The sequence below is a fragment of the Thorsellia kenyensis genome, assembly GCF_042432445.1.
GTDB lineage: Bacteria > Pseudomonadota > Gammaproteobacteria > Enterobacterales > Thorselliaceae > Thorsellia > Thorsellia kenyensis.
The window spans coordinates 18,518-32,173 of the sequence record NZ_JBHLXE010000076.1 but is presented as its reverse complement, the minus strand read 5'-3'; the positions used below and the strand labels follow the sequence as shown (position 1 = coordinate 32,173).

The following is a 13,656-nucleotide window of genomic DNA, read 5'->3' as shown; positions in this document are numbered from 1 at the left end:
ATGGCTTATTCTATTCCACAAGAATTAAAACAGACGGTACTTGAAAAAATCTTAACTGATAAAATCTCCTGGATTATGCATAAAAAAGAAACATTTCCACTCGATTCTTTTAATAGCCTTTTAACTCAGTCCACCAGAAGTTTTTATCAAGCATTTACTAAGACTCAATGTCAGTTTATCTTGGAATGCAAGAAAGCTTCGCCCTCTAAAGGCGTGATAAGACCTACTTTTGACATTGAAGCTATAGCTACTATTTATAAACATTATGCAGCAGCCATATCTGTTTTAACTGATGAACCTTATTTCCAAGGGGATTTTTCTTATCTACCTAAAGTCAGCGCCCTTGTACACCAACCCATTTTATGTAAAGATTTTATTATTGACGAATATCAAATAAAACTTGCTAGGCACCATCAAGCTGATGCTATTTTGTTGATGTTGTCGGTTCTTAATGATGATCAATATAAATCACTTTCAGCTGTAGCTCATGAACTTGATATGGGCATTCTAACCGAAGTCAGTAATGAAATTGAACTACAAAGAGCCATTGAACTTGGTGCTAAAGTCATTGGTATTAATAATCGAGATTTACGTGATCTTAGCGTTAATCTTCAAACCACACTAAATTTAGCACCTAAAATACCCGAAGATACCATTATCATCAGTGAGTCTGGAATACGCCAATACCCTGATGTGAGACGTCTTAGCAACTATGTTGATGGTTTTCTTATAGGTAGCGCCCTCATGGCTGAAGATAATTTAGAAAAAGAGATCAAAAAAATTCTTTTTGGACGTAATAAAATTTGTGGACTCACTCGAGCACAAGATGCGAAAGCAGCCTATGATGCTGGTGCAATTTACGGTGGATTGATATTTGTTCAAAACACCCCTCGGCATATTTCTGTGACTCAAGCAAAAAATATCATGCTCGGTGCACCCTTAGATTATGTTGGTGTTTTTAGAAACGATAATATTGATCATATCGCATCTATAGCCGACGAGTTAAATTTATCAGCGATTCAACTTCACGGGCAGGAAAATCAAGCGTATGTCAATATGCTAAGAAAAAAATTGCCTGCAGCATGTCAAATATGGAAAGCCCTAAGTATTGAGAAAAAATTACCCTCACGAGATTGGGTTAATATCGATAATTATGTTTTTGATCATGGTCCAGGAGGAACAGGTAAGACTTTTGATTGGTCGGTATTTAGTGATCATCGTCATGAGGATTTTTCAAATATTTTATTAGCTGGCGGTCTGACTCCTGATAACTGCAAAGAAGCTGCTAATTTTAATTGTGGTGGGCTAGATTTTAATTCCGGGGTTGAAAGTACGCCAGCAATAAAATCTGCAGAAAAAATAAACCATGCATTTATAAATTTACGTAACTATTAGGCAAATACTGATACTATAATTTACGTTTTCTATATACCGCTTTTATTTCAAGGTGGCCTGTTAAGACCACCTGTTCATTCGTTAATTATAGTTATAGTTTAGCTTGAATTTCTTATAGCCATAGCCCATTTTAAAGATCCAATGCAGTCATTAAAGTAATCACTTGGCCTTACTTTAAATTTTAAATTACTCTCTTGAAAAATTCCGAGAGAGTCTTAGCATAGTTTGTTGGCATAGTTTGTTGGCATAGTTTTATTAAAATTTGACCAGCAAAGTTTCGCAACTCGCTAAACATATTGTAAAAGCCCAGCTTCACTTCTAACACGTGCCATTGCTTCAATCATAAGATGGCTTTGATGCCCTTGCATAGATTTTGCTGGATTTGCCCTATTTGCGATAAAGAACATGATAGCGACCTCAATATGGCATTCACATCCAACACAAAGGGATAAGAGATTTAAAATTGGTGGTGCTCATCGTTTCTGATCATAGATTCTTGATCATAGATTCTTGAGCAAAGAGTCGCACAATAGACTGGTGAGCAGTCATCCTACAAAAAATCGGCAATGCTAATAGCTTTCAGCCTACAACTCTTTTTAAATGAACATATAATTATTTAATAGGGCAACAATATGATGAATAATAGTGAATTTCAACAATTAAACCTGGCAAAACCAGACTTAAAATTTGCCACAGATCTTTTTTCACTCATATCAGATAACAGAGAGTATTTGTCTGTCTGGTTAGCATGGCCTAACTATGTAACTCATATTAAAGATTCAGAATATTTTATTAAAAACGCTATAAAAGAGATGGAAGAAGGTACAGCTGAAACTTATATTATACTGTTTGATATGAAGCCTATTGGTACAGTATCTTTTAACAAAATTGATAAACAAAATAAAATTGGTTATGTAGGTTATTGGATCAGTGAAAAATACCAAGGGAAAGGATTTGTGAAATTTGCAGTAAACTTTCTACTCCAAAGAGGATTTTATGAGTTAATGCTTAATAAAGTAGTGATTCGATGTGCTGTTGGCAACAATAAAAGTGAATCTATCCCGTTAAAATTTGCATTTAAATTTGAAGGCATTGCCAGAGAAAATGAGTTAGTGAATGGCATATTTATTGATCATAAAATATATTCTTTACTAAAAAATGAATTCAGTCAGGGGAATAGTGGCAGAAATGAGGCATAATTTGTAAGATAAACTTTCTAGGACAGAAGCCTCTTCATTCAGATGACCGATGGCTAAATGAACTTCATAATACTAATCAACTTGTTTAATTATAAGGTCAATTTTCAAGCGGATATTCTCATCTGAGATTTAAAGTGACTTGTAGCGATATTTGAATTATATGTCAATAAGTGATGAAATAGCTTAACAACTAATGCCGTATTGGCATTTATCCCTTATAAGTATTTTAAAATATAGTCGTTGATCTTTTAATAATAATTATTTACTTGTAAATATTATTTTATTCCGTGTTTTACATGTTAGACTTGTGTTTGTTTTCTTTTACAGCAAAGGGTTTGCTCAGTTATGCTTCAAATTTTTAAAAAAATTATTAGAATGATTTTGAATTTTCCGCCTTTAAAACATCATATCACTGCCTTTAAACGCTTTGATTCTAGGATGGGCTTACAACTCAGTGCAGGGATCAGTTTTTTCTCATTCCTGTCATTAATTCCCGTCCTTATGATTTCTTTTGCGGGCTTGGGAAGTTTTTTAATCAATAACCCTGAATATCTCCAACAAATACAAGAAAAAATAGTCAGCAACATTGGGGATGAAAATTTAGCTAACACACTTAAAAACATTATAGATACAGCCATTAATCAAAGAACATCTGTTGGGATCATGGGGCTTGTGATTGCATTTTATTCTAGCGTAGGATGGATGACGAACTTAAGAAAAGCCATACGTTTTCAGACATCCGAGGAAATTGCAGGTGATGACGAGGTAAAACACTCTTTTTTAAAACAATACCTTTTGGATTTTATCAGCTTAGTTGGACTCGTTTTTGCAATTATCATCACAATTTTAATCAGTTCATTTGCGATCTCGAAACAATATCTCTTGGTTGAACTTTTGGCATTAGAAAACAGTATGTTTCTGCAGTATATTGTAAGATTATTTACCCTGACAATTTCACTCACAGCTAACTATTTAGTTTTTATGTGGGTATTTATCTCCTTACCCTCAAGACGTCCATCAAAAAAACTACTTTTACGTGGAGCCGTGCTAGCCGCAGTTGGATTTGAAATCATTAAATACGGAATGTCAAAATTTCTTCCTATCTTGAGTAGCTCTCCATCGGCAGCGGTTTTTGGTTCATTACTTACTTTAATGATGTTTTTTTATTTGTTTGCCATTTTAACTCTTTATACGAGTGCGTGGATTGCAACTGCACAATTTGAATATGATCGATTCAATGAAAAAAATGAATAGTTTAACTCCAGCTAATCGCCTAATTATAGATAAGAGTAAAGTTAACTGTTGATTTAATTTATGGTAGAATTAAACAATCTATTAACATCTTTATTCTTCCAATTTGAGGATCCTTATGAAAATTATTGTAACTGGTGGTGCTGGATTTATAGGTTCAGCTGTTGTACGCCATATCATCGATTCTACCAATGATAGTGTCTTAGTCCTTGATAAATTAACTTATGCAGGCAATTTAAATTCACTAAAGCAATTTGAAAATAATGAGAGATTTACTTTTGTCCAAGCTGATATATGTGATTATACGGCAATTCAAAACGTTTTTAATAATTATCAACCCGATGCAGTAATGCACTTAGCCGCTGAGAGCCATGTTGATAGATCAATTGATGGCCCTTCTGCCTTTATTGAAACAAACATAGTTGGCACCTATACGCTCCTTGAAGCAACTCGCCACTTTTATCAGTCTTTAAGTAATGAAAAGAAAGCCCTTTTCCGTTTTCATCATATCTCAACCGATGAAGTTTTTGGCGATCTGCATGGTACGGATGATTTTTTCACAGAAACTACCCCTTACGCACCAAGTAGTCCTTATTCTGCATCAAAAGCAGCAAGCGATCACCTTGTTAGAGCTTGGCACAGAACTTATGGTTTACCTACACTGGTAACTAACTGCTCAAATAATTACGGGCCCTTTCATTTCCCAGAAAAACTAATTCCTCTTATGATCCTTAATGCGCTTGAGGGAAAATCTTTGCCGGTCTATGGTGATGGTGGTCAAATACGAGATTGGCTATATGTAGATGATCATGCTGCCGCTCTTTATACCGTGATATCAAAAGGTAAAGTAGGAGAAACATATAATATCGGTGGGCATAATGAACGCAAGAATATTGATGTGGTTAAAACAATTTGTTCACTCTTAGAAGAACTTGTTCCTAACAAACCAAGTAAAATACAAAAATATGAAGACTTAATTACCTTTGTTACAGATAGACCTGGCCATGACGTGAGATATGCCATAGATGCCAGCAAAATTGATAAAGAACTAGGCTGGAAACCAAAAGAAACATTTGAATCTGGTATTAAAAAAACAGTTATCTGGTATCTAGAAAATCAAGATTGGTGGCAACAAGTTAAAGATGGTTCCTACCAAGGTGAAAGATTAGGTGTAAATTTAGGTGTTAAGAAGTAAATTTAACGCCTCATTGATAAACTTTTTTAATTTAATTAATTCAATTTCAAAGACTATAAGCACAAGGTGAACCTTAAACCCTATGAATAACATCGTTCCAGAACAAAATATAAAAGGCATTATCCTCGCCGGAGGTTCAGGCACTCGCTTACATCCAATAACTCGTGGCGTGTCAAAGCAATTATTACCTATTTATGATAAACCTATGATTTATTACCCTATTTCTGTACTCATGCTAGCAGGAATAAGAGATATACTCATTATTACCACACCTGATGATTTACCAGCATTCAAAAGACTCTTAGGCGGTGGAGAGCAATTTGGTATCAATCTCTCTTATGAAATTCAGCCTAGCCCTGATGGCCTTGCACAGGCTTTCTTGATTGGAGAAGACTTCATTAATAATCATAGATGTGCATTAGTTTTAGGTGACAACATCTATTATGGCCAAGGCTTTGCGGAAAAACTGGCTCAGGCAACTTCTCACGAGTCAGGTGCGACTATTTTTGGTTACCAGGTAATGGATCCTGAGCGTTTTGGTGTCGTTGAATTTGATAATCACTTTAAAGCGATATCCTTAGAAGAAAAACCAGCTCATCCCAAATCGAATTGGGCAGTAACAGGTCTTTATTTTTATGATAAAGATGTTGTGGAATTAGCGAAGCAGGTAAAACCTTCTCACAGAGGAGAACTTGAAATAACAACACTTAACCAGATGTATTTAGATGCAGGTAAACTAAATGTTCAGTTACTTGGACGTGGTTTTGCATGGCTAGATACTGGTACCCATGAAAGTCTCTTAGATGCATCTCAATTCATTAGTACAATTGAAAAAAGACAAGGATTCAAAATTGCTTGTCTTGAAGAAATTGGTTTTAGGCAAGGCTGGCTGAGTAAAGATAAACTCCAAGAAGCCTCTCAAGCATTATCTAAAACCCATTATGGATTATATCTGCAACAAATTTTGAAATTTGGTTAATTAGAATACAGGAAAACGCCATGCGTACAACACAATATTTACTATCCACGCTGAAAGAAACACCAGCAGATGCGGAAGTTATCAGTCATCAATTGATGCTCAGAGCAGGAATGATTCGAAAATTAGCCTCTGGCCTTTATACTTGGTTACCCACAGGTTTAAGAGTACTAAACAAGGTGGCAACTGTGGTTCGCGAAGAGATGAATCGTGCTGGTGCTATTGAAATATCAATGCCTGTGGTTCAACCTGCAGATTTATGGCAAGAAAGTCAGCGTTGGGATGACTACGGTCCAGAGTTATTACGTTTTGTCGACCGAGGAGATCGTCCTTTTGTACTAGGCCCTACGCATGAAGAAGTTGTTACCGATTTACTTAGACATGAAGTCAGTTCATATAAACATTTACCAATTAATGTTTATCAAATTCAAACTAAATTCAGAGATGAAGTCAGACCAAGATTTGGTGTCATGAGATCTCGCGAGTTTATTATGAAGGATGCTTACTCTTTTCACACAAATAGTGAATGTTTACAAAAAACATATGATGCGATGTATGATGCTTATAGTGCTATTTTTACTAGACTAGGCTTAGATTTTAGAGCTGTGCAAGCGGATACGGGTTCTATTGGTGGCAGCGCTTCTCACGAATTCCAAGTGCTAGCTAATAGCGGTGAAGATGATATTGTATTTTCAACAGAATCTGATTTCGCAGCAAATATAGAACTCGCTGAAGCGATTACTCTAGAGACGTCAGCCCCTGCTCCATTAGAAGAAATGAGTTTAGTTGATACACCCAATGCAAAAACAATTAATGAGCTGGTTGAACAGTTTAAACTCTCAATAGATAAAACCGTTAAAACTTTAATAGTCAAAGCGGATGAAGCTTATGCGCAAGAAACCGGATACAAATTAATTGCGCTTTTGATCCGAGGAGATCATACCCTAAACGAAATAAAAGCAGAAAAAAGACCTGAAGTAGCGTCCCCACTACAGTTTGCCGAAGAGGATGAAATTAAAGCTGTTTTAGGAGCATCAACAGGTTCTTTAGGTCCAATTAATCTTTCAATACCCATGATTGTGGATAGATCGGTTGCTGTACTCAGTGATTTTGCTGTAGGGGCTAATGTGGATAATAAGCACTATTTTGGTGTTAACTGGCAAAGAGACTTACCAGCTCCGACATTAATTGCTGATCTTAGAAATGTACAGGAAGGTGATCCTAGCCCTGATGGCAAAGGCACCCTCCTTATTAAACGTGGTATTGAAGTGGGTCATATTTTTCAATTAGGGGATAAATACTCCAAAGCAATGAAGGCTACAGTTCAAGGGGAAGATGGTCGAAATCAAGTAATGACAATGGGCTGCTATGGTATTGGAGTAACAAGAATAGTTGCTGCCGCAATTGAACAAAGTCATGACGATAAAGGTATCATTTGGTCAAAAGCCCTAGCACCTTTTGATGTCGTTATTCTTCCTATGAACATGAAAAAATCATTTAGAGTTAAGGAAACCGCTGAAAACTTATATTCCACATTAAAGGATAAAGGTTTTGATGTGCTTTTTGATGACAGAGATGAGCGCCCAGGTGTCATGTTCGCTGATATGGAACTGATTGGGATCCCCCATACTATAGTAATAGGCGATAGAAATCTTGATGAGGGCAAAGTTGAATATAAAAATCGTATTACTGGTGAAAAATCAATTATTAATATTACCGAAATTTTAACTGTTATTAATCAATAATCGTTAAGAAATACAAGTAAAATCATAACAATTTCAAATAATTAACTTGATATTGTTATGATTTTCATGCTTAACATCACACATTACAATACCTAGTATATCAGCAAGGCTTATACACCTAAAATTACAACCTCCCTGCGCTTCATGCAATCAGAGAAGTCAAACTTCAATTTATCTACATTACATTTAAATAGTTAAGAACACCTAAACCCAAACCATACTCATCATTTAAAAAAATATCCCATAAAATGGTTTTATGATTATTTAAAAAAATTCTTTGTTAAATCGAATTAGGGATTAATAACATCAAATCAAATATACTCGACCAGCAATAGAATAAGTATTACCCCTACACTCATTAAGGCAAATAGATAATCTAAACTCGTTAAGGGGACATCGTATAAGTAAGTTTTTGGTACTCTTCCAAGCCCTTTTGACTCAAGCGTATAGGCAATTCTTTCAGATCTCCTGATGGCACTTACCATCAAGCTGAGAATAGCTTTTTTATAAATTCTAGCTTTGAGAAAAATATTATCTACTCGGCTGTTTCGTATAGATGATTGTAATGTTATGTGCCTCGATCTTTGCGCAGCAACTATAACTTGCCAGTCATAACTCAATAATTGAACAATTCTAAAACCCGTCATGACAGCATAGCTTACTCGAATACTCAACTTAGCATGCTGATTCAAACTTTGCATAAGGGCATTAGGGCAGGTACTTTTTATAAATGCTATGCATATAGCCCCAATAAATAGAGTCCTTAAAACCAAAGCAGTTGCTATAATCATTCCTTCGCTTGTAATATTAAATATCCACACAGATGCTATAATATTACCAGGTCTAGAGATACAATTTACCATAAATATAACACAGCTTACCCAAAGAAAGGGGGTTTGCATTCTCAAAATCTCGACAAAAGAAAATGAACTACTTAAATAAAAGCCTAATAATGCAAAAAACCATAAAATAAGTAAACTCCAAGGTGCAAAAATAAACCCTGCACTAAATGTTAGCATTAATAAGACGAAGAATTTTATAGTTGGATTTCTAGCGTAAAGCCAGTTGCTACGATCTGATTTTTTTAGCATAACTCATCTGTTCCATTTTAAATAAAATACTCGATACTTCTTTGGGATTGAAATGACTTACAAGATAGCTAATTAATTCAGGCACTTTAATGCCCCCTCCCACCTCTTTCCATTTTTCTTTAAAAAATTCATAGGGAGTACAATCAGCAACTATTTTGCCTTTATCAAGATAAAGCACTCTGGTTGCATAAGTAGTAACTAATCTAAAATCATGTGATGTGAATAATACAGCACATCCTTTGTCTCTCAGTTGCATAAATCTATTCATCACTACACATGTATCTTGTCTGTCAAGTCCATAGGTCGGCTCGTCAGCTAGAAAAATTTTTCTATCAAGTAAAGTCATACTAGCAATACTTAAACGCTTTTTTTCGCCCCCTGATAATTTGAAAGGATTTTGTTTCGCTACATGAGACAAACGAAACTGTCTTAGGACGTTATCTATGTGTTCTTTATTATTTTTAAATAAACCACAAGCAACTTCGTCTTCTACAGTTTGGCGAATAAACTGATGCTCAGCATTTTGAAAAATCATCGCGAGGCTCTCTTTGTTTATTTCTCCTAAGAGGGTCCACTCTTTTTGATGCGCTAATAATCCCGCTAATGCCATCAAAAGAGTGGATTTACCGCTACCATTTTGACCTAGAAGGGCAATGCACTCCCGAGGATAAATTGATAGATTAATTCCCTCTGCAATAACTCTTTGCCCTACGGATAAGTGAGTTTTTGTTAATTGAGATTTGGTTAGATGAACACTCGGGCGATCAATTATGGCAGAATGAGTATTTTTTTTATTCGATTTTATTGTCAGCCCATTAACAGTCAATAAGGCTTTGAGGGTTAATATCGATTTTGTAGTCTTGAATGATGTTGGTGCAAATACTTGTTTTTTTTGTTTAATTGGTTTTTGCCAAAATCCATGAATTATCCACTGACTTTTTAATTGTGCCAAAAACTCAAGGTTTTCAGCACTCTTCAATCCAAATTTTACGCCTGTGTAGGCAAATAACTCACTCTCTAAAGGTAGCCAAATCCCATCTAAATGAAGCTTTTTTGCTTGTTCTATTAAAATATCTTTAGTCTTACCAGCAAATTTGAGCTCTCCTTTAGAATTTAATACCAGTGTATTTTCTGGAAGCCCATCAAAACCTCTCTGTGCTGCCAAATCATCAAGTCGATGCTCAATCAAAAGGGAACATTTTCTCTGGCTAGACCATAGTTTTATCAATAATTCACTAACACAGTCAATAGATGATGTATCCAGCATAGAAGTAGGTTCATCTAATAAGAATAACTCTGCATCTGTAGCTAAAATCGCAGCTAACGCTATCTTTTGACATTCTCCGCCTGATAATTTTAATGCTTCTCGCATTTGATATTCTTCCATCTGGACCCAAGAAAGTGATTCCGTAATTTTATGTTTGATTTCATCAACACTAAGTGCTTTATTTTCAAGCGCTAAAGCTATATTTTGTTCTACTATAGGCAAAGCTAAAGATACAAAAGGATCTTGATTTAGCCAACTGACAAAGTGAGAAATATCTAAAACAGATAAGTTATTAGTCTCTTTGCCAGATACTTTGACGTGACCAGATAATCGTAACGAAATAAAGTGAGGAATCAATCCTATTATTAGCGCCAATAACGTGGATTTTCCTCCGCCAGAAGGCCCTATTAATAACCAATGTTGCCCTTTTGACAGTGAAAGTGTCAATTGATTAAGTAAAATACGATCACTTTTAGGGCAAGTGACATGAACATTTTTAAGTGTAACCAGTGATTCATCACAACTATTTTTCATATCACTTGACAAAAGATCCCTGTTAGCTTGCATTGTTTTTTTGTTCCACATGGATGAAATTATCTAAGACGCCTGTTTTGATTAATGCATCAGTCAAAAGCTTTGCAGCCAATCCACCAATAAGAACACCCGAAATTAATTGCAAAATTAATCTTAGATAGAATAAATCAGTGGAAAACCAATCATTAATTAATGCAGAATAAAAAAAAGGAAATAAGCCTCCAAAGAAACCTGACAACATAAAAACAAATAAATTATCTTTGCGATATCTTGTAAGAGTAAAAGCTGATTCACTACTTGCTCCTTGAATAAGAGCAGATATGATAACTCTTGCGCCAAAAGGGGACGCTAAAACAATTACTTCAATTAGTGCAGCCAGTAATTCAGCAAAAACACCTGCTAATGGCCTTTTTAGTATGGCGAGTGCGATAGGGGCAACCATCAGCCAAGCACCAAATAAAATATGTTGACTCAGATCAGCATAGGGACCTAATAGAATTTGCAGCACAAAAAAGAGTTGAACAAAGGCGTAATAAATCACACCAAAAACGGATCCTAAAGCGACTAACAGCATGACCTCTTTACTTGACCAATTTTTTTTTCTTGTCGCTATTGAACTTTCTTTCGAACCTTTATTAAAGAACATATTTCGCCCTCACCTGTTTATTCCATTGAATTTATTAATTAAAATGCCATAGTTGGACTGTTGATAGAAAGCGTTGTGTGTGAAGTAACATGCTGAACAGTTTGACCAACTAACATCCAACCCATAGCAATCGTTTCCAGCACCTGCGCTAAATCACCTTTCAATTCAGTGACAAAGTGAGTACTTCTATGATAGGTTCCTTTATCTTTTGCAAAATCTATTGCTCGATAGATATCGTCCATATGAGAAAATGCGGTTTGTCTATCATCAAATAATGGATATAACGACCACTGCGCTAACACTGTAATGCCCGTTTTTTCAAGCGAAATATTTGTAGAATGTGTAGCTAAAGATCTGTTAGGTAGCTGGCATGTGATTTCACCAGGACAACCTCGTGAAAGCAAAATCGTGGCTGAAACATGATGCCCAGAAGCAGCAATTTTAGTGATGACTGTATAAAGATAATCTAAAATATTCCGTTCTGAGCCTTTTATTAAGGTACTTACTGCATCTGTTTGAATTTTTAATTCTTTTGGTGTTGGGCTTGCTAAAGCATCTAAAATAATAGAAATATAATCATCGCTCATCACATTCACTGTAAAACGAGCACCGACACCAAAATCTTGTGGGGTCGATGGTACCTTGATATCGATTTGATTAATTTCTTGAGTGGTGGGAGTTAACTTTAACTCTGAGTTAGGAAATGTAATGTTTGGCTGATTTGAATTCATAGTAGTACCCTTTAATATAACGAATGGTTAAACCAATGTTGATAGATAGTAGAGGGCACGGGTAAAAAAAGAGCAGGCCTCCTTGCGCTGGCATTATCCAGTTCAAGTTTGACGGTCGAAAATTATTAATTTTCCTCTCAGCCGAGTTTACTCAGCTCCCGTGACAACTGTGCCATACTATTACGAATTTTTTAGGTTTTTGCAAGCAAATCTTATTTTTTTGCTCATAATCAATAAAAATCTTTTTTTATCACGCACTCATCTTATTAAAAATTAGCTTAGTTCTACTGATTCATAGTTAAGGATGTCTAATTACTGACTCAGCATAAGGTGTTATGATAAAGAAAGGCCGTTGTCTTATGGTGTATAATGAATCTATTTCCTCGTATTTAATTTAGTCTAGGACAAACTTCAAATGGGAAAAACATATAATATCAATGACATTGCTCTTATGGCTGGTGTTGCCAAAAGCACTGTTTCTCGCTATTTAAATGGCGGGTATGTCAGTGAAAAAACTCGACTGCAAATTGAAAATATCATTCGAACAACAGGATTTAGCCCTAATCAAACAGCTCAAAATTTAAAATCAAAACAGCGTAAAGTGGTTGGAGTCGTCATTCCAAGAATCGACTCTTATGCTGTATCGAGAACGCTGATGGGATTGGATGATGCTCTCAATGCGGTAAATATGCAGATGCTTGTTATTAATTGTAGTCAATCAATTGATAGAGAAATCGAAGCATTGGACAATTTAAGTAAACAAAAACTAGCTGGTATCGTTTGGCTGGCTTCAGCTATTTCTAAAAGGCATCATAAAATCATTAATCAATTAGAATCAGCCAACATTCCTATTTTACTTTTAGGTCAAACTCATCCCACTTTGCCTTATATTGCTTATCCAGATTTTGATGGTGCCTTTTCATTAGGTCAATACTGTAAATCACTTGGTCATAAAGAAATAGCATATCTTGGTGTAGAAGAAAAAGACTTAGCAGTAGGTCTGAATAGATGGCTAGGTTTTAAAAAATCCTTCGATGAAGCTGATATTAGCTTAACGAGATATTTCTGTTCTTTTAGTCTGCAAGATGCCTATGAATTAACGAAAAAAATAATCAACGCACAAAGTAATTACACGCTTTTATTATGTGCAACAGACAATATCGCTCTTGGGGCTTATAAAGCTTTGTCTGAAGCGAAAATAAGGATCCCAAATGACATTAGTCTTACTGGTTTTGGTGGATATGACTTTACTCAAATGCTTCATCCCTCATTAACAACCATTGAATTGCCCTTTTATGAGGCAGGACAAATCGCAGCATTTAAGCTTAGGTATATTTTGCTATCTCAAGATAAAACGATTGGTCAAACAACAAATAAGCAAGAAAATGATCCTTATCTTCAGTTAAAAAAAACATTTACCAACTCAGCTGCTGCTCTGTATTTATCATCAGCTGAAAAAGAGAACATTTCACATGGATGCCAGCTTGATTCTCATCAACTGTGTACTACATTTACGTTAAAAAAACGCCAGAGTGTTGACATTAGTGACAAGAAGAAGTAAATTTATGGAACCGATTCCATAAATTAAAAGTAAAGCTTTTATAATTTTCGTCCACTACTAAATGA

The 13,656-nt window shown here is 35.3% G+C and carries 12 protein-coding genes and 1 riboswitch; of the genes, 8 read left to right on the top strand and 4 right to left on the bottom strand.

The window, feature by feature from the left end; all coding sequences use genetic code 11:
- The 7 genes from trpCF to proS all read left to right on the top strand — a co-directional run bounded on the left by trpCF (position 1) and on the right by proS (position 7,761).
- Positions 1 to 1,395 (top strand): bifunctional indole-3-glycerol-phosphate synthase TrpC/phosphoribosylanthranilate isomerase TrpF, encoded by a 1,395-nt coding sequence (gene trpCF / locus ACFFIT_RS06795; RefSeq protein ID WP_385876898.1) that lies wholly within the window; start codon positions 1 to 3, stop codon positions 1,393 to 1,395.
- A 353-nt stretch (positions 1,396 to 1,748) separates the two neighbouring features.
- Complete coding sequence (locus tag ACFFIT_RS13360) at positions 1,749 to 1,847, top strand: hypothetical protein (protein ID WP_446697452.1); 99 nt, start codon at positions 1,749 to 1,751, stop codon at positions 1,845 to 1,847.
- Positions 1,848 to 2,027: 180 nt separating this feature from the next.
- Positions 2,028 to 2,594 (top strand): GNAT family N-acetyltransferase, encoded by a 567-nt coding sequence (locus ACFFIT_RS06790; RefSeq protein ID WP_385876897.1) that lies wholly within the window; start codon positions 2,028 to 2,030, stop codon positions 2,592 to 2,594.
- Positions 2,595 to 2,939: 345 nt separating this feature from the next.
- On the top strand, positions 2,940 to 3,848 hold the full coding sequence (gene yhjD, locus ACFFIT_RS06785; protein ID WP_385876896.1) for an inner membrane protein YhjD: 909 nt from the start codon (positions 2,940 to 2,942) through the stop codon (positions 3,846 to 3,848).
- A 115-nt stretch (positions 3,849 to 3,963) separates the two neighbouring features.
- Positions 3,964 to 5,040 (top strand): dTDP-glucose 4,6-dehydratase, encoded by a 1,077-nt coding sequence (rfbB, locus tag ACFFIT_RS06780; protein ID WP_385876895.1) that lies wholly within the window; start codon positions 3,964 to 3,966, stop codon positions 5,038 to 5,040.
- Between the two features lie 109 nt (positions 5,041 to 5,149).
- Positions 5,150 to 6,019 (top strand): glucose-1-phosphate thymidylyltransferase RfbA, encoded by an 870-nt coding sequence (gene rfbA / locus ACFFIT_RS06775; RefSeq protein WP_385876951.1) that lies wholly within the window; start codon positions 5,150 to 5,152, stop codon positions 6,017 to 6,019.
- 20 nt (positions 6,020 to 6,039) lie between these two features.
- Complete coding sequence (gene proS, locus ACFFIT_RS06770; RefSeq protein WP_385876894.1) at positions 6,040 to 7,761, top strand: proline--tRNA ligase; 1,722 nt, start codon at positions 6,040 to 6,042, stop codon at positions 7,759 to 7,761.
- A gap of 311 nt (positions 7,762 to 8,072) precedes the next feature.
- Here proS and ACFFIT_RS06765 read toward each other — a convergent pair whose 3' ends face one another.
- From ACFFIT_RS06765 to ACFFIT_RS06750, 4 genes are read right to left on the bottom strand one after another with little or no spacing between them, the layout of a single operon-like run.
- On the bottom strand, positions 8,073 to 8,852 hold the full coding sequence (locus ACFFIT_RS06765) for an energy-coupling factor transporter transmembrane component T family protein (RefSeq protein ID WP_385876893.1): 780 nt from the start codon (positions 8,850 to 8,852) through the stop codon (positions 8,073 to 8,075).
- The gene (locus tag ACFFIT_RS06760) at positions 8,830 to 10,686 is read right to left on the bottom strand and encodes an ABC transporter ATP-binding protein (protein ID WP_385876892.1); all 1,857 of its coding nucleotides are present in this window, start codon (positions 10,684 to 10,686) and stop codon (positions 8,830 to 8,832) included. The genes ACFFIT_RS06765 and ACFFIT_RS06760 overlap by 23 nt, the downstream gene beginning before the upstream one ends.
- The gene (locus ACFFIT_RS06755; protein WP_385876891.1) at positions 10,676 to 11,299 is read right to left on the bottom strand and encodes an ECF transporter S component; all 624 of its coding nucleotides are present in this window, start codon (positions 11,297 to 11,299) and stop codon (positions 10,676 to 10,678) included. Before ACFFIT_RS06755 ends, ACFFIT_RS06760 begins: the two co-directional genes overlap by 11 nt.
- A 38-nt stretch (positions 11,300 to 11,337) precedes the next feature.
- Complete coding sequence (locus ACFFIT_RS06750; RefSeq protein WP_385876890.1) at positions 11,338 to 12,030, bottom strand: YkoF family thiamine/hydroxymethylpyrimidine-binding protein; 693 nt, start codon at positions 12,028 to 12,030, stop codon at positions 11,338 to 11,340.
- A gap of 62 nt (positions 12,031 to 12,092) precedes the next feature.
- A riboswitch (TPP riboswitch) is annotated at positions 12,093 to 12,202 on the bottom strand.
- Positions 12,203 to 12,445: 243 nt separating this feature from the next.
- Between ACFFIT_RS06750 and ACFFIT_RS06745 the strand changes: the two genes are divergently transcribed.
- Entirely contained in the window at positions 12,446 to 13,591 is a 1,146-nt protein-coding gene (locus ACFFIT_RS06745) for a LacI family DNA-binding transcriptional regulator (protein WP_385876889.1), read from the top strand.
- Positions 13,592 to 13,656 lie beyond the last annotated feature (65 nt).

What these genes read in the sequence shown, in the direction of transcription:
- trpCF (WP_385876898.1), top strand. Translation starts at nt 1, where the DNA reads ATGGCTTATTCTATTCCACAAGAATTAAAACAGACGGTACTTGAAAAA.
- ACFFIT_RS06790 (WP_385876897.1), top strand. Translation starts at nt 2,028, where the DNA reads ATGATGAATAATAGTGAATTTCAACAATTAAACCTGGCAAAACCAGAC.
- yhjD (WP_385876896.1), top strand. Translation starts at nt 2,940, where the DNA reads ATGCTTCAAATTTTTAAAAAAATTATTAGAATGATTTTGAATTTTCCG.
- rfbB (WP_385876895.1), top strand. Translation starts at nt 3,964, where the DNA reads ATGAAAATTATTGTAACTGGTGGTGCTGGATTTATAGGTTCAGCTGTT.
- proS (WP_385876894.1), top strand. Translation starts at nt 6,040, where the DNA reads ATGCGTACAACACAATATTTACTATCCACGCTGAAAGAAACACCAGCA.
- ACFFIT_RS06765 (WP_385876893.1), bottom strand. Translation starts at nt 8,852, where the DNA reads ATGCTAAAAAAATCAGATCGTAGCAACTGGCTTTACGCTAGAAATCCA.
- ACFFIT_RS06760 (WP_385876892.1), bottom strand. Translation starts at nt 10,686, where the DNA reads ATGCAAGCTAACAGGGATCTTTTGTCAAGTGATATGAAAAATAGTTGT.
- ACFFIT_RS06755 (WP_385876891.1), bottom strand. Translation starts at nt 11,299, where the DNA reads ATGTTCTTTAATAAAGGTTCGAAAGAAAGTTCAATAGCGACAAGAAAA.
- ACFFIT_RS06750 (WP_385876890.1), bottom strand. Translation starts at nt 12,030, where the DNA reads ATGAATTCAAATCAGCCAAACATTACATTTCCTAACTCAGAGTTAAAG.
- ACFFIT_RS06745 (WP_385876889.1), top strand. Translation starts at nt 12,446, where the DNA reads ATGGGAAAAACATATAATATCAATGACATTGCTCTTATGGCTGGTGTT.